Source organism: Actinomadura sp. KC216 (genome assembly GCF_004348535.1).
Classification (GTDB): domain Bacteria; phylum Actinomycetota; class Actinomycetes; order Streptosporangiales; family Streptosporangiaceae; genus Spirillospora.
The window spans coordinates 14,155-29,822 of the sequence record NZ_SMJX01000012.1; the positions used below are offsets into that span (position 1 = coordinate 14,155).

The 15,668-nt window shown below is 68.5% G+C and carries 16 protein-coding genes and 1 tRNA gene; 8 read left to right on the plus strand and 9 right to left on the minus strand.

The features are described 5' to 3' along the window. Positions 1-4 precede the first annotated feature (4 nt). The 3 genes from E1264_RS03900 to dcd form a co-directional block, all read right to left on the minus strand. Positions 5-982, minus strand: coding sequence for an ABC transporter permease subunit (locus E1264_RS03900; protein ID WP_132169619.1), 978 nt, complete (start codon positions 980-982; stop codon positions 5-7). Further along, entirely contained in the window at positions 966-2,201 is a 1,236-nt protein-coding gene (locus tag E1264_RS03905; protein WP_243710727.1) for a glycine betaine/L-proline ABC transporter ATP-binding protein, read from the minus strand. The genes E1264_RS03900 and E1264_RS03905 overlap by 17 nt, the downstream gene beginning before the upstream one ends. Positions 2,202-2,373: 172 nt before the next feature. Beyond that, positions 2,374-2,949: a dCTP deaminase gene (dcd, locus tag E1264_RS03910; RefSeq protein ID WP_132169623.1), complete on the minus strand. Its 576-nt coding sequence runs from the start codon at positions 2,947-2,949 to the stop codon at positions 2,374-2,376. Between the two features lie 79 nt (positions 2,950-3,028). Here dcd and E1264_RS03915 point away from each other — a divergent pair. Further along, a tRNA-Gly gene (locus tag E1264_RS03915) sits at positions 3,029-3,102 on the plus strand. Positions 3,103-3,193: 91 nt separating this feature from the next. On the opposite strand, the gene E1264_RS03920 is transcribed toward E1264_RS03915, so the two are convergent. Further along, positions 3,194-3,958, minus strand: a complete 765-nt coding sequence (locus E1264_RS03920; protein ID WP_132169625.1) for a site-specific integrase — start codon at positions 3,956-3,958, stop codon at positions 3,194-3,196. A 1,503-nt stretch (positions 3,959-5,461) separates the two neighbouring features. Between E1264_RS03920 and E1264_RS03925 the strand changes: the two genes are divergently transcribed. Continuing rightward, positions 5,462-5,944: a DUF11 domain-containing protein gene (locus E1264_RS03925; RefSeq protein ID WP_132169627.1), complete on the plus strand. Its 483-nt coding sequence runs from the start codon at positions 5,462-5,464 to the stop codon at positions 5,942-5,944. A gap of 570 nt (positions 5,945-6,514) precedes the next feature. Beyond that, positions 6,515-6,670: a hypothetical protein gene (locus tag E1264_RS43045; RefSeq protein ID WP_165963974.1), complete on the plus strand. Its 156-nt coding sequence runs from the start codon at positions 6,515-6,517 to the stop codon at positions 6,668-6,670. Between the two features lie 75 nt (positions 6,671-6,745). On the opposite strand, the gene E1264_RS03930 is transcribed toward E1264_RS43045, so the two are convergent. Together E1264_RS03930 and E1264_RS03935 are read right to left on the minus strand one after the other, a co-directional pair. Then, entirely contained in the window at positions 6,746-7,117 is a 372-nt protein-coding gene (locus tag E1264_RS03930) for a hypothetical protein (RefSeq protein WP_165963975.1), read from the minus strand. A gap of 37 nt (positions 7,118-7,154) precedes the next feature. Then, positions 7,155-7,565 carry a nuclear transport factor 2 family protein gene (locus E1264_RS03935; RefSeq protein ID WP_132169631.1) on the minus strand — a complete coding sequence of 137 codons (411 nt, stop codon included), beginning with the start codon at positions 7,563-7,565 and terminating at the stop codon, positions 7,155-7,157. 95 nt (positions 7,566-7,660) lie between these two features. On the opposite strand from E1264_RS03935, the gene E1264_RS03940 reads away from it, so the two are divergent. Both E1264_RS03940 and E1264_RS03945 read left to right on the plus strand, forming a co-directional pair. Beyond that, a complete protein-coding gene (locus E1264_RS03940; protein ID WP_132169633.1) occupies positions 7,661-8,254 on the plus strand; it encodes a TetR/AcrR family transcriptional regulator in 594 nt (197 codons plus the stop codon). A gap of 7 nt (positions 8,255-8,261) precedes the next feature. Beyond that, the gene (locus E1264_RS03945) at positions 8,262-9,011 is read left to right on the plus strand and encodes a hypothetical protein (protein WP_132169635.1); all 750 of its coding nucleotides are present in this window, start codon (positions 8,262-8,264) and stop codon (positions 9,009-9,011) included. 14 nt (positions 9,012-9,025) lie between these two features. On the opposite strand, the gene E1264_RS03950 is transcribed toward E1264_RS03945, so the two are convergent. Then, positions 9,026-9,802 carry a helix-turn-helix transcriptional regulator gene (locus E1264_RS03950; RefSeq protein ID WP_132169637.1) on the minus strand — a complete coding sequence of 259 codons (777 nt, stop codon included), beginning with the start codon at positions 9,800-9,802 and terminating at the stop codon, positions 9,026-9,028. Between the two features lie 87 nt (positions 9,803-9,889). Between E1264_RS03950 and E1264_RS03955 the strand changes: the two genes are divergently transcribed. Beyond that, on the plus strand, positions 9,890-10,270 hold the full coding sequence (locus tag E1264_RS03955; RefSeq protein ID WP_132169639.1) for a nuclear transport factor 2 family protein: 381 nt from the start codon (positions 9,890-9,892) through the stop codon (positions 10,268-10,270). 4 nt (positions 10,271-10,274) lie between these two features. On the opposite strand, the gene E1264_RS03960 is transcribed toward E1264_RS03955, so the two are convergent. Beyond that, complete coding sequence (locus tag E1264_RS03960) at positions 10,275-11,006, minus strand: TetR family transcriptional regulator (RefSeq protein WP_207935701.1); 732 nt, start codon at positions 11,004-11,006, stop codon at positions 10,275-10,277. An 80-nt stretch (positions 11,007-11,086) separates the two neighbouring features. Here E1264_RS03960 and E1264_RS03965 point away from each other — a divergent pair, with 80 nt between their 5' ends. Continuing rightward, a complete protein-coding gene (locus E1264_RS03965) occupies positions 11,087-12,841 on the plus strand; it encodes an ABC transporter ATP-binding protein (RefSeq protein WP_207935702.1) in 1,755 nt (584 codons plus the stop codon). Then, positions 12,838-14,541 (plus strand): ABC transporter ATP-binding protein, encoded by a 1,704-nt coding sequence (locus E1264_RS03970; protein WP_132169643.1) that lies wholly within the window; start codon positions 12,838-12,840, stop codon positions 14,539-14,541. Before E1264_RS03965 ends, E1264_RS03970 begins: the two co-directional genes overlap by 4 nt. Here E1264_RS03970 and E1264_RS03975 read toward each other — a convergent pair. Beyond that, complete coding sequence (locus E1264_RS03975) at positions 14,505-15,494, minus strand: DUF1731 domain-containing protein (RefSeq protein ID WP_132169645.1); 990 nt, start codon at positions 15,492-15,494, stop codon at positions 14,505-14,507. The genes E1264_RS03970 and E1264_RS03975 overlap by 37 nt on opposite strands. Between the last annotated feature and the right edge of the window lie 174 nt (positions 15,495-15,668).

Sequence of the window (15,668 nt, forward strand, 5' to 3'; positions counted from 1 at the left end):
TCGGCTAAGAACCGGCGGACGAATCGGCCGCGGAGTCGACCCGACCCGCGGCTCCCGCCATCGCCGGCGCGCCGCGGTGGGCCGTACCGCGACGCGCGCCGGACCTGCCGCGCGCGAACAGCGCGCGGAGCACGCTCGGGCCGCCGCCCAGGGCACCGGTGAGACGGTCCAGGTAGATGGCCAGCACGACCACCGCGATACCGCCCTCGAAGCCCTTCGCGACGTCCACCCGGTTGATGCCCTCCAGCACCACGCCGCCGAGCCCGCCCGCGCCGACCATGCCCGCGATGACGACCATCGACAGCGACAGCATGATCAGCTGGTTGATCCCGGCCATGATGGACGGCATCGCGAGCGGGATCTGGATCCGGGTCAGGATCCGGTTCGGCGGCGTGCCGAACGCCTCGCCCGCCTCGACCATCTCGGGGTCGACGCCGCGGATGCCGAGCTCGGTCAGCCGCACCCCCGGCGGCATCGCGAAGATCACCGTCGCGACCACGCCGGGCACGGCGCCGATGCTGAAGAAGAAGATCGCCGGGATCAGGTAGACGAATGCCGGCATCGTCTGCATGAAGTCGAGGACCGGCCGGACGATCCGGCTCACCATGTCGCTGCGCGCCGCCGCGATCCCGATCGGGACCGACAGCACGGTCGACACCACCGCCGACACGATCACCAGGGCCAGCGAGTCCATCGCCGGGTCCCACAGCTCCATGCTGTCGATCAGCAGGAAGCCCAAGACGGCGAACAGGCCGAGCTTCCAGCCGCTGATCGCCAGCGCCAGCACGGCCAGGACCAGCGTCAGCCCCAGCGGCGGCAGCACGTTCAGCGCGTCCGTCAGCCCGTCGACGGACGACTCGATCGCCGAGCCGATCCCATCGAACAGCCACGAGAGGTTGTCGGTGCACCAGGTCACCAGGCTGTCGAACCACTCGCCGACCGGCACCCGGGGCAGCTTCACCGCGTTACTCGTCAACGCCACTGCCCTCCTTCGCCAACACCGGCTCCTCGTCCACTGTCGAGCTGATCGCGCCGAGCGCCGCCAGCAACGTCACCCGCGGGATCACACCGACGAGCGTCCCGTCCTCGTCCGCGACGGGCACCGGCAGATCGCTCTCCGCGCACCGGACGAACAGCTCCGCGACCGGAGTGTCCGGCGCGACGGGCTCCGGGTCCTCCGGGTCGATCAGCCCGTCGAGGCTCTGCACGTTCTCCTGGACGGCGTCCGCGATCACCGTGGCGCGCACCCGCCCCACCAGCCTCCGATCGCGCCCGATCACGAACGCCGCCGAGGTCTGATGCTCGCGCATCGTCCGCAGCGCCGTCCGCGGCCCCGTCGTCGCCAGCACGGTGACCAGCGGCTTCTCCATCACCGAGGCCGCCGTCAACACTTTGGTACGGTCCACATCCGCGACGAACTGCGCGACATAGTCATTGGCCGGATCGGTCAGGATCTCCTCAGCCGTGCCGATCTGGACGATCCGGCCCTCCCGCATCACCGCGATGCGGTCGCCGATGCGCATGGCCTCGTTCAGGTCGTGCGTGATGAAGACGATCGTCTTGCCGAAGCGGCCCTGCAGATCCAGCAGCAGATCCTGGACTTCCCTCCGGATCAGCGGGTCCAGGGCGCTGAACGCCTCGTCCATCAAAATGATGTCGGTACCCGCCGCGAGTGCCCGCGCGAGCCCGACCCGCTGCTTCATACCGCCCGACAACTCGCCGGGAAGCATGTTCTCCCAGCCTTCCAAACCCACCAGTCCGAGGAACTCGCGCGCCGTCTTCTCGCGCATTTCCTTCGGCACGCCGCGCACCTCAAGCCCGTACGCCGCGTTCGCGAGAACCGTCCGATGCGGGAACAGCGCGAAGTGCTGGAAGACCATGCTGACCTTGTTCTGCCGAAGCGCCCGCAGCGCCTTCGGCGACAGCTTCGCGATGTCCTGGCCGTCGATCTCGACCCGCCCGGACGTGACTCCCAGCAGCCCGTTCAGCATCCGGATCAGGGTCGACTTCCCCGACCCCGACAGGCCCATGACCACGAATATCTCGCCCTGCCGGACCTCGAACGTGGCGTCCACCACCGCCGGTGTGACCCCGAGCTCCCGGATCGCCGCCGGCCCGGCGCCCGCCTTGAGTTTCCGCTGTGCCTCGGCCGCCTTACGGCCGAAGAGCTTGGTGACGCTTTCCGCGCGGAGTACTGACACGATCTCCTTTCGGGTCCCCGCGTCGCCGCGCGGAAACGGGTCGTCCTGGCGTCCGATCTCAGCCAAAGCGGCTGTCAACCGGACGTTCATCCCATGCGTCGCCCGAAACTACCCGTTTGAAGAACATGTTTCATCTTTCGGTGCTTTGCATCACGTTCAGGTCACGATCGAACTACACCTTCGTCCGGTGGAAGTTCAGGTACGACCGCGACGGCGTCGGCCCCCGCTGATCCTGATACCGCGACCCGTACCGCGCCGACCCGTACGGGTACTCCGCCGGAGAACTCGTCCTGAACAGGCACATCTGCCCGATCTTCATCCCCGGCCACAGCTTGATCGGCAGCGTCGCCACGTTCGACAGCTCCAGCGTCACGTGCCCGGCGAACCCGGGATCGATCCACCCCGCCGTCGAGTGCGTCAGCAGCCCCAGCCGCCCCAGACTCGACTTGCCCTCCAGCCTCGCGGCGAGATCGTCCGGCAGCCCGAACACCTCATACGTCGAGGCCAGCACGAACTCCCCGGGATGCAGCACGAACGCCTCCTCGGCGTCCACCACCACCATCCGCGTCAGATCCGGCTGCTCGATCGCCGGATCGATGTGCGGATACTTGTGGTTCTCGAACACCCGGAAGTACCGGTCCAGCCTCACATCCACACTGGACGGCTGGACCATCCCCGGCTCGTACGGGTCGATCTTGACCCGCCCGGACTCGAGCTCGGCCCTGATGTCACGATCGCTGAGCAGCACCCCGAAACGCTATCCCACGACCACGCCCCACCCGACTTCCGGTACAGTATCCACAGCATGGCGCCCACGAGCGCCGCACGCGGGTGTAGTTCAATGGTAGAACTTCAGCTTCCCAAGCTGACAGCGCGGGTTCGATTCCCGTCACCCGCTCCACCACCAAAGGCCCAGGTCAGGGATGTTGATCCCGACCCGGGCCTTGATCTTGTCACCGGCTCTCACAGGCCACCGTGCCATTAACGTGCCATTAGGCCACGGGCACCCGCGCCCCCGCCGCACCGCCGTTATCCTCGCCCCGCTCCGCCTGGACGAGAGCATCCAGGCCATCAGCGATCGCACGGTCACCCTTGGCCGACTTGCGCTGATACCGCAGCGCGGCCCGCTCGTTGTCGTGCCCCATGCGCGCCATCAGGTTCTTGGTCGAGACGCCCATGTCCGCGGCGAGCTGGTTGCCCGTGTGCCGAAGATCGTGGAAGTGCAGGTTCGGCACGCCGAGCGCCTCCACCACGTACTTCCAGTGCGTGACCTTGTTGAACCCGCTACGGCGCAACGGCCCGCCCTTGATCCCCGTGAAAACCAGGGCGCGCGGCTCCCTCTTGGTGTACTTGCCCAGGTGCGCGACCAGGGCCGGGACGATCGCGGCCGGGATCGTGACCGTCCGGATACCGGCCCGGGACTTGGTCGGACCGAGGATCATCTCCCCGTTGGCCCGCTCAACGAACGCGCCGCGGACGCTCACGGTCCGGTTGGTCAGGTCGATATCGCAGCGGCGAAGCGCCGTGATCTCACCCCACCGCAGGCTTGCGAACGTAGCCAGCAGGATGAGCGCGCGCAGCCGATCATCTCGGGTCACGTCCGCGCGACCGTCCTCCGCCATCTTCCACAGCACCCGCTCAGCCTCCGCGCGGGTGGCGAAGGTCTGAGGGAATCGCCGCATGGTTCCGCCCTTGACCCGGTAGCGGAGCCGATACTCGCCATTGTCGAGCTTGCGGAAATTGCCGACCGGCCGCACGCCGACCCGTTCGGCCAGTCAAGGGGCGGCGCGCTCAGGCCGCTGGCGCGGCCCCGCGCCTGGCCGCCCGGAGCGTGCGGCGTGGGCGCCGGTCACCGGACGGCCGCGCCCGGCCGCGCCGAGCCACCGCCGCGACGACCGCGCCACGCCAGCCTTGACAGGGGCCTTCAACAGGCCAAACGCCTCTCCAGGCGTCGACGCATTGAACGGCCTCGCAGCCATGGCGCCGATCTAGAACCAGGCGTGCAACACCCCGTGGCTTTCCAGGCGTCTCAACCGCCAGCCGTTCGCCCCCTTTTAGGGCACCCCACGGGCGTCACCACGTGGTGGCTACGCCACCCTTGACGGAACCCGTCCGCCGCTCAGTGCAGGTCTCGTTGGGAACCGGGAGAGGAAGGCGGGGGAAGAACAGCGGCCACACCGCAGGAGGGGCTATCCGCCGATGAAAATTGCATCGCGGCTGTCTTTTTTTTGAAGCTTCCGGAGGCTGCACCAGCAGCAACGCCTATTCCAGCCAGGCCGCTCGCGCCAACCAGGGCGAGCAACTGGCCCTCAGTTGGTGCTTCCGAGTACCCCGCGATCCCCGCGAAGAAAGTACTCAACGAGGTCATCAGGACCATGCCAGGGAGAACCCAGCGATTGCCTAGGCGCCAACGCGGTTTCTGCCCCACCTTGACCTCCGTCTCCGTTCGAGACGCTAGCCGTACGAGTGAGACGCGGTATGTCTCTGTTTGGTGCCATGTTCGTACCACCGTGCGCGGAACCATTGCGGAGCGGGCGGCCCACCCGGCACAACCGGGGCCGCCCGTGTGGTGGTCAGGGGAGGCTGGTCGACTTCTTGGTCACTCTCGCAGCCGAGTGGGGCTTGTCAGCGCGGTAGGTGAGACAGCAGCAGCTCGCGGACCGCGCGGCGATCTTGGGCTCCGTCTTCGCCGTCTTGCATGCCGTCCGCTACTTGGGCCCAGTCCTCTAGTGCCGAGGCCACCCAGTTCCATTGAGCTAGTGTCAGTCTGACTGTGACGATTTCGTCGGCTGGCGGCCAGGAGCCAGATCCAGGGACGCCGGGAGTCCAGTTTGCGATCTGAACCCACCCGGCCTCACGGACGCTCATACCCATAGCACTGACAACCTCAAAGTCCGGCTCAACTGCCGCCGTACTCACCTCGTTGTCAACGGTGCCGTCGATTGTGTGCCATTGCGACATGGGCAAGCTGATTGGCACTTCAACGTCGCGCTCGGGAGAGGTCGGATCCATGGTGGTTCATATTCAGCTCTCAGTCCACCACCGTCAACCGGGAGGTGCTGAACAATGAAGACGTTGCTCGTGGCGCCACTCACGATGCGTCGCTGGCCTGTGCGGCCCGTACAGGGTTGGCCTTCTGGTCTCATGTCGGCCGGTACCGGCCATGAGCCTCGTCCGGTCAACAGCGTGGTTGACAGCGCCCTACCTTACTGATGATCTTCCTATCAAGATCGCAATCGGGCTACTGCGAGGACTCCCTGGTGAAGCGAACCGCTGCTCTTCTAGCCGGCTTGATAGCAATACCGACGCTTCTTCCCGCCGCACACGCACAGGCCGAAGTCGAGACGACGGCCGACCTCAAGGTAAGTGTCACCGGCCCCGAGTACGTTATTCCAGGTGGGAACGCCACCTATCGGATGACAATCCGGAATGAGGGCCCTGACACCGTCCAGAGCGCCGCGATGAGCGCTGTCTGGACTCGCAACTTCCGTCTTCCCTCGTCTGGGCTGACAGGAGTTTCGGGCTTTTGCGGTTGGACGCTGGGCAAACCAGAGGTCATTTGCGGTGTGGCTGGCGGACCGATAGCGCCCGGTGGCACCAGGACCGTCAGCTTCGCAGGGACCGTGGATTCCGCCGCCTCCGGTCAGGTCGAGATGGAAGCCCGCGTACTCTTCTCGGCCGTTGACCCCGTTCCGGAGGACAACGTCGGTCGAGCGACGTCCCTGGTCACGTCAGGTCCCTGATCAGGGCTGCGAACGCCGGGCGCTGCTCTTCTTGAAAGCCCGCACCACCATCTCCCGAACCTGACGCCACAGGTCGCGATGGTTCGATGGGTCCAACCCTCGGCCCGGAAGACCGCCTCTGCGAACGAGTCCACGTTCGGTGGTGGTGAAGCGCGAAGGGCTGCCTGGTCCGACGGGTCTAGGCAAAATCCGAGACGAACGCACAGGTCACGGAGCAGGAAGTCGACCTCCTCAGAGGTGAGCTTGGGAGTGTCCATGCCCGGCTACCACCAGTTCAGTTGACTGCCATCACATCGTCGGCCACTAGTCGGAGGAGGGGATCCAGGGCCTCTCTAGTGCGCGGACGGCGACTGATGTATCGGTGTTCGTAGAGAACGTCGTCGGGGAATTCGTCGTCGCGTGATTACATAGAGCTCGTCGTCATTGGGGCCGAGCTCATGCAGCAGGGTGTGATGCCGACCGAGTGCGATTCCCGATCCTGCCGGGCCCCGCAGTGGGGTTCTCCTGCGGGGCAAGGGTCAGTGCAATGCGCACAGCCTTAGACAGCGGCACCTCCCTTCCGGCCAGTTGGTGGCCGCGTCCCAGTCGCTGCTCGAGCGCACGCTGAATCACCACGGGCTGGATGAGCAGTTCGCGCAGGACCACCCCGGCCATGCCCCTCGCCTTGCCAGCGACCAAGCCGAACAGCAGATGCCCCGTGTCCGCGGCATCGACTCCACGACGTGACGTGCGGCAGGTGTGTACGGACTGATTTCCCCTTCGCTCATGCCGACACCATCTCCCAAGTCCGGCGGAACTCCCTCAGTTGGTCAGGGCGACGATCTCCTCTACCGTTGTGAGCGGGATCATCAGTGCTGCATCCCATGTCTCGTCGTCTTGGCCGATCAGCATCGTTGCTTGCTCGTCTCCGGCGACCGACCAGAAGACCGGGGAGCCTGCGCAGATGCCTACTTGCAGGGACCGTCGCTCTTCCCAGATGGCTTCACGGATTCCGCTCAGCCGGGACAAGTCCGCTAGCGCTGCCCATATATGCACTTCCCAGGTTTCGGCCTGCAGCATCAGCAATGGCACTGGATCGGCGTCCACATCTAACGTCACTCTGATCACCTGGGAATGGTCGCACGGGCAGGCCGTCCCGGGGGCGCTCATCGCTTGCATGCTCAGCGTGGCCATTACGCGGTCATTGCCTAACGATTCGGCCCTGCGGAGATCAGAGGCGGCCGCCTAGTGGTGTGCGGTGGGCGCGGACCTTTCGGTGGCTGATTCGCCAGCCTTGCGGGGTGCGCAGGACGGTGTCCTCGTACGTCACGCTCCCGGCCGTCCCGTCGGCGTTGACGCCGATCCCCTTGGATCGCACCTGCACCCGGTCGTCGGCGATCTCGGTGAGGACGATGTTCGTGACGTGATGGCCGACCGGGTTCAGTTCGCCCAAGGCCCGTCCTGCGGCGGCGCAGGCCGCGACTCCTCGCAGGGGTGCCTGCCCGAAATCGGAGACGTCGTAGACGACGTCGGGGGTGAACAGTTCGTCCAGCCGGTCCAGTTCCCCGCTGTCGCACAGGTGGCCGTGCATGGAGATCAGCTCGGTGATCGCGGTGCGGTCGTCGGCGGTGAACGTCGTCATCGCTTCTCCCGTCCGGTCCTAGACAAGTGGGGAGCTCCCCGGTTACTGCTACGCTAAACGGGGAAGTCCCTGTTTAGCAACGCGGGGAGGTCGGGATGGCGCCACCTTCCGGACGGGCACGCCGGGCGGACGCCGAACGGAATGCCCTGCTGCTGAAAGCGGCGGCCAGGGCGCTCTTCGACGAGCGCGGACCGGACGTCGCCCTTGACGAGGTGGCCCGGCGGGCGGGCGTCGGCAACGCGACCCTCTACCGGCACTATCCGACCCGCGGTGATCTGCTCACGGCGGTCTACGCCGACGAGATCGCCGCGCTCTGCGAGCGTGGTGCCGCACTGTTGCGTGAACCGGACCCCGGCGAAGCGTTCTTCACCTGGCTGGAAGCGTTCGCCGTCCATGTGGCGACGAGGCGGACGCTGGCCTTCGCCGGTAGTGGTGGTGAACGGCGCACCGCGTTGTTCGAGCGCTGGCATGCGGCGTTGACCGCTAGTGCGGAGACGTTGCTTTCCAAGGCTCAGCGGGCCGGTGCCTTCCGCGCGGACCTTGCTGTTGGTGAGGTGCTGGAACTGGCGAGTGCCGTTGCCGTCGCGGAGTCTGATGTTGACCGGGTGCGGCGCTTTCTCGCCATCCTTCGCCACGGCCTCAGCGGACCGGCTGAACCGATCGACGGCGCAGAAGTATCGGTGGTTTGATCTGCGTATGACGGACTGGGGCGGTTTGCAGGATGCGGAAGGGTCGGCGGATTCCATCCCTGATCTCCTCGATCGGCTCACTCCGAACTCTTCGGATCTGTGGGAGCGGCTGTGGGCGCGGTTGTGCCCGCAGGGTGCCGTCTTTCCGGCCAGCCTGGCGGCTCTGCCGTATCTGAGTGATCTCGCGGCCCGCTGGGCGCCCGAGGAAAGGGTCGAGCCGTTGCTGCTGGCGGGCGCGATCTTGGGGTCCGATGAGCAGTACCACCAGGTATTCGACGTCCGGGACCGGTATTCGGCGCAGATATCGGTCCTGCGGGAGCTGACCGACGACACGCTTCGCACGCATGCGGCCTCAAAGGACTCCGCCAACTATGTCTACCTGCTTCAGGCGTTGATGGCCTTTGAAGGCGTCGATGTGTGGGATTCGCACCTGGAGAACCTGGTCACCGAGGAGTACGAGATCAGCTGCCCTTCGTGTGACGTTGATCTGTTCATCGTGCTGGGCGATCCCGATTGCTTTGCCACTCATCAGGACTACGCCCTCAAGGACGACGTGATCAGCACGCCTTTGCGGTCGGCCGATCCCGGTGAGCTGAGTGGAGCGCCGGGCCTGCTCCATCGGACGGCAGTCCGGGACGGGTGCCATGCCGTCGCCCGCCGGCTGACGTATTTGTTCGGTACGGCGACCTGTTCGCAGTGTGGGACGGGTCTGCCGATCGCCGAACGGGTCGCCGCCGCGTTCGGCCGCGACTCCTGACGCGTCCCCAGGCGTCAGGCAGGGTCGTGGATTCGCGTGAAGTAGGCGGCGGTTTCGGTGTCGGCCGGGTAGTAGGACTCGATCGCCACCTCGTCCAGGGTGATGTCCATCGGGGTGCCGAACGTGGTGATGGTCGAGAAGAGCCGCAGCTCCCGCCCCTGGAAGCGGATGATCATTGGGATCAGGACGTCGGACTCGGCGGATCGGGCCGGTGCCTCCTCGGGGGCGGGGCCCAGCAGTTCCTCGTAGAGGGCGGTGAGCTCGGGGTCTGGGGTGGTGGCCAGCTGGCGGCTGACCCGGGAGCGGAACACCGCGCGGACGTCGGCCAGGTTGACGACCAGGGGAGCGAGCCCGCGCGGGTCCAGGCCGAGGCGGATGAGGTTGACGGGTGGTCGCAGGAGGTCGGGGGCGACGCCCGCGAGGAACGGGTCCAGTGCGCGGTTGGTCATCACGATGTTCCAGTGGCGGTCGAAGACCAGCGCCGGGTAGGGCTCGTGCGCGCTGAGCACCCGTGCGATCGCGTCCCTGGCGGCCGAGAGCGCGCTGTCTTCCAGCGGACGTTCGGTGTAGCGGGGGGCGAAACCGGCGGCGAGCAGGAGCCGGTTGCGGTCACGCAACGGGACGTCGAGCTGGTCTGCGAGGCGGAGGACCATGTCGGCGCTCGGGTTGGACTTGCCGGTCTCGACCAGGCTGACATGGCGCGCCGAGACGTCGGCGGCGATCGCCAGATCGAGCTGGCTGAGGCGCCGATGGTGGCGCCATTGCCGCAGCAACTCCCCGACTGTGTGCATGAGCGACCAGGTTACTCATCATGGTGCCGGACGCCATGAAGTGGGAGTTCATCGACAAGCGACGCGGTCGGCGGAAACACTGCGTCCATGAGCGAAGAGAACAAGAGCATCGTGCAAAAGGCGATGGCGGGCTTGCTCCGGACGGGCGACGTCGAGGCGCTCGGGACGGTCCTGAGCGACGAATTCGTCCATCACCGGCCGGACGCGACGGCCAGCAAGGCGGAATGGCTTGCCAGGGTGCGCGCGGCGTGGAAGAACATCGCCGACATGCAGGTCGAGGTCCTGCAGATGGTGGCGGACGGCGATCACGTGGTGATGTATTCGCGGCGCCGGCTTCCCAATGGAGGGCCGGAGGTCGTGGTCGTCGATACCTGGCGGTTCGACGGCGGGCTGATCGCCGAGGCGTGGGAGGTCATCGAACCGGTGGCTCGGGCGGCCGCCAATCTGAGGTGGTGGGAGCCTGCCTGATGAATTAATGCCGGCTTGCTCTGGCTTCGTTTAGCAGGCCGTCGACCATGATTTGGAGGACCCGAGGGTAAAGGTCCAGGGAAGCGCGGGACGGCCATTCGTCGCCTATGGCGGCCAGATTCGGGTATCGGGACGGGTCCAGAGTGCGGAGGCTGAATTCGCTGTCGGCGTCGCCGATGCCGTCCCGCCGCTGGACGGTGTGCGCGCGGACCAGGATCTCGCCGACCGTGTAATACCAGATGCTGCGGAAAAGGTCGACGGCTTGCAGATGAGTGCATCCGTGGTCGACCGCGCCGCCGACGATGGTCTCGACGAACCACAGGGCCGAATCGCCCAGGCGCGCGAGGAAACCGTCGGCCGTGAGGACCTCCGCGCCCCAGGGCCAGCTGGCGAGGGCGTCGTGGATCGCGGTCCACGCGACGATGATCCGGTCCCGCGGTTCGGCGGGCAGGTCGGGGCGCGCGACCTGGTCGACGTGCTCGTTGACGAGCTGGACGATCAGGTCGTCCTTGTCCCGCACGTGGTGGTACAGGGTGGTCGCCCCGACGCCGGTCTCGGCGGCCAGCCGGCGGATGGTCAGGGCCTCCCAGCCGTCGCGGTCGATGAGCCGGCGGGCGGCCGCCAGGATCTCCGCGCGGGAGGTCGCCGGCGGCCTCCCGGTGCGGCCCGACGACGCCCCCCGGCCCGACGACGCCGCGGCGCGCGGTCTCGTGGGTGGTCCTTCTTGTGCTGGCACCGTCCCATCATGCTGCCCGCCGGGACCCCTCGGTGACATCGGGGCTTCGACGTCCGCGCTTCGTGTTGTACTTTAGGAACATGTTCCGAAAGTCGAGCATGGCGGGGGCGCTGCGCCCCTACGCATGGAGCTTCGCGGCCGTCGTGGTCCTTCAGGTGATCGGGGCCGTCGCCGGGCTGGCGCCGCTGCTGGCGGTCGTCGAGCTCGGGCGCACGCTGCTGGACCCCGGCCCGATCGACGAGGGCCACGTCTGGACGGTCGTGGTCGCGGGCGCCGCCGGGCTCCTCGTCCGGCTGCTGTTCACGGGGGCGTCGTCCGGCATCGGGCATGTGCTGGACGGCCGGGTGCAGCTCACCCTCCGGCGCCTGCTTGCGATGAGCCTCGGGCGCGTCCCGATCGGCTGGTTCTCCCGGCGCCGGACGGGCGAGCTGGCGAAGGTCGTCGGGGAGGACGTGGCCGCCGTCCACCCGTTCATCGCCCACACCCCGGGCGAGCTGGTCGCCGCGTTCGTCGTGCCGCTGGTGTCGCTCGTCTACCTGTTCACCGTCGACTGGCGGCTCACGCTGATCACGCTGGGACCGGTGGTGCTGGCGGTGGCGCTCGTCCCGCTGATGATGACCCCGGCCCGGACGCGCGAGCAGAAGGAGTTCGACGATGCCATGGGGCGGATCTCCAGCTCGGCCGTCGAGTTCGTCCAGGGCATCGCGGTGGTCAAGGCGTTCGGCGGCTCCGGCCGCGCGCACCGCCGCTTCCGTACGGCCGTGGACGATTTCGTCGCGACCTTCTACCGGTGGGTGCGCGGGATCTCGCCGATCGCCGCGGGGATGCAACTGGCGCTGTCGCCGCCGTTCGTGCTGCTGGTCGTGCTGGTCGGCGGCGCGGCGCTGATCACGGGCGGCGGCCTGGCCCCGGCCGACCTGCTGCCGTTCCTCCTGCTGGGGCTCGGCCTGACCGCTCCGGTGGCGGCCCTCGGCCACGGGTTCGACGAGATGCAGGCCGCGCGCCGCGCCGTGGGCCGGATCCGGGACGTCCTCGCGGTGGAGCCCCTGCCGGAGCCCGCGAATCCGGCCAAGCCCCAAGGCCACCGGGTGGAACTGCGCGGCGTCCGGTTCGGCTACGACGACGGCCAGGAGGTGCTGCGCGGGATCGATCTCGTCCTCGAACCGGGGACGACGACCGCGATCGTCGGGCCGTCGGGGAGCGGGAAGTCGACGCTGGTCCAGCTCCTGCCGCGGTTCTTCGACCCGGCCCACGGCTCGGTCGTGCTGGGCGGCGCCGACCTGCGCGACATCGCCGCCCGGGACCTCTACCGGACGGTCTCGTTCGTCTTCCAGGACGTCCGTCTCCTGCGCGCGTCGGTCGCGGACAACATCGCGCTGGCCGTGCCGCACGCCGGTCGCGACGACGTGGTCCGCGCCGCGCGGCTGGCGAACGTCCATGACCGGATCCTGGAGCTGCCGCGCGGCTACGACACGGTGATCGGCGACGAGGCCGGGCTGTCGGGCGGCGAGGCGCAGCGGATCTCGATCGGCCGCGCGCTGCTCGCGGACGCGCCCGTCCTGGTCCTGGACGAGGCGACCGCGTTCGCCGACCCGCAGACCGAGCAGGCGGTGCGGCACGCGCTGGCGACGCTGGACGGCGACCGGACGGTCCTGGTCATCGCCCATCGGCTGGAGACGATCGCCGGCGCCGACACCGTCGTGATGCTGCGGGACGGCTCGATCGTCGAGCGCGGCGCGCCGTCCGAACTCCTGGCACGGGACGGCGAGTTCGCCGCGTTCTGGCGCCGCTCCGACGACGAGTCCAAGGTTCTGCAAGGAGACGTGTCCCGATGATTCCGATGCTGCTACGCGTGCTGGGCCCCGAGTACGCGCGGCCGGTGCGCCGCACCGTGGCGCTGATGACGGCGACCGCCGTGGTCGAGGGGTTGTCGTACGCGCTGCTGGTCCCGGTCCTGCGGGCCCTGTTCGGGGACAGGCCCGAGGACGCCTGGCCGTGGCTGATCGCGTTCGGGACGGCGGTCGCCGGCTACGCGGTGCTGCGCTACGCCAGCGACCTGTCCGGGTTCCGCGTCGGGACGACGCTGCTCCGCGGCATGTACCACCGGCTCGGCGACCATCTGGCCCGGCTGCCGATCGGCTGGTACGGCGCGGGCCGGGTCGGGCAGGTGTCCGTGCTGGCCAGCCGGGGTGTGCTGGACGCGATGGCCGTGATCGCCCACCTGCTCGCGCCGTACATCTCCGCCTGCGTGACGCCCCTGACGATCGTCCTCGTGATGCTCGCCTTCAACTGGCAGATGGGGCTGGCCGCGCTGGCCGCCGTCCCGGTCGTCGCGGCGATCCAGCGCTGGACGGGACGCTCCATGGCGGCCGCCGACGCCGAGCGCGCCGAACGCGACCACGAGGCCACCGGGCGGGTCATCGAGTTCCTCCAGGCGCAGCCGGTGCTGCGCGCCGGTGGCCGCACCGCCGAACGCTTCCGGCTGCTGGACGACTCGCTGCGCGACCTGCAGCGCGCGTCCCGCCGGACCGTTCTGTCGGCGCTGCCAGGCGTGGTCGGCCTGACGCTGACGGTGCAAGCGATGTTCACCGTCCTGCTGGCCCTCGGCGCCTACCTCGCGCTCGGCGGCGACATCGGCGCGGCGGAGGTCCTGACGATCCTGGTGCTGGCGGCCCGCTGCGCCGATCCGCTGCTGTCGCTGTCGGACATCGGCGGCAAGCTCCGCGGCGCGCGTTCCGAACTGGCCAGGCTGGACGCGGTGCTGAGCACGGAACCGCTCCCCGAACCCCGCGAACCGGTCCGCCCGGAACGCCACGACCTGGAATTCGACTCCGTCACCTTCCACCACGGCGACCGCACCGTGATCGACGATGTGTCGCTGTCCATTCCGGAGGGTTCGCGGCTTGCCGTCGTCGGGCCGTCCGGCGCGGGGAAAAGCACCTTGCTGCAATTGCTGGCCCGCTTCTACGACGTCGACGCGGGCGCGGTGCGCATCGGTGGGGTGGACGTGCGCGCCATCGACACCGAGACCCTTATGAGCCGCATATCCATCGTCTTCCAGGACGTTTATCTCTTCGACGGCACCATCGAGGAGAACGTGCGGCTCGGCCGTCCCGGCGCGAGCGACGCCGAGGTCCGGGCGGCGGCGACCGCGGCGCGGCTGGACGAGGTCATCGAGCGGCTCCCCGGTGGATGGGCGGCGAGCGTCGGCGAGGGCGGCGCGCTGCTGTCGGGCGGCGAGCGCCAGCGCGTCTCGATCGCGCGGGCGCTTCTGAAGGACGCGCCCATCGTCCTGCTGGACGAGGTCACCTCGGCCCTCGACCCGGTGAACGAGGCGGCGGTCCACGAGGGCATCGACCGCCTCATGGCGGGCCGGACGGTGGTCATGGTGGCCCACCGGATGCGCACCGTCCAACGCGCCGATCACATCGCCGTCCTGGACGGCGGACGAATCGTCGAGAAGGGCGACCACGACGAACTGATCCGCCGCGGCGGCCGTTACGCCGACTTCTGGAACATCTCCCTGACCCCCTGAACGGGGGAGCCGCGGCGGGCGCGTACCCGGCGGGCCAGGTCGGCGGCGGCCTCCGGCCAGCGCGGATGGTCGAAGGCGAATCCGGCGTCAAGCAGGCCGCCGGGCACGACCCGGCGGCTCTTCAGCAGGAGCTCGGTGTCGGAACGGATGGCGAGCGCGCCGATCTCCGCCATCCAGGCCGTCGCGGGCAGGCCCGCCGGGACGCCCCACGCGGCGCGCAGCGCGCGCATGAGCGCGCGCTGCGGCAGCGGGTTCGGGGCGGCGAGGTTCACCGGCCCGGTGATGTCGTCCCGCCCGGCCAGGAACTCGATCGCGCGGACGAAGTCGCGGTCGTGGATCCAGGACACGTACTGCGCGCCGCCCGCGACCGGGCCGCCGAGGCCGAGCCGCGCGAGCCACAGCAGCACGTCGAAGACGCCGCCGCGGTCGGGGCTCATCACCATGGCGCTGCGCAGGGCGACCTTGCGCGTGGCGGGCGTCTCGGCCCGCTCCTGCGCCCGCTCCCAGGCCTTGGCGATCTCGACGCTGTAGGCCCAGTAGCGCGGGACGCCGGGTTCGGCGCCGCCGATCACGCCGGTCGCCTCGTCGTTGGGGGCGTCGAAACGGTGGGCGTAGATGGTGGCGGTGCTCATCTGGAACCACACCCGGGGCGGGCGCGCGGCGGACGCGATCGCCTCGCCCACGACCCGGGCGGAATTCACGCGCGAATCCATCATGGCTTGCAGGTTCGCGGGGGTGTAGCGGCAGCTGACGCTGCGTCCGGCGAGGTTGATCACCAGGTCGCTGCCGTCGATCGCGTCGGCCCAGGGGCCGAGGGTCTCGCCGTCCCAGCGGATCTCGCGGTCGCGCCGGGGCGTCCTGGTCAGGATCACGACGTCGTGGTTCGCGGCGGTCAGGGCCCGGTCGAGGATCGTGCCCACCTGGCCGGTGCCTCCGGGAATCACTATCTTCATCGGCTCCCCCGGCATCGCTCCCGGCATCGGCTACCGGCGTCTCGGGACGAGCCTAACCCAGTATGTTGAACGTGTTCAAAGAACGAGAGCACGCTCACAGTGATGACCCGCGACCTTCACCATTTGAAATTTGTCGGAGGAAGAATGACCTGGCCATCTGGTCAGAACGCGCGG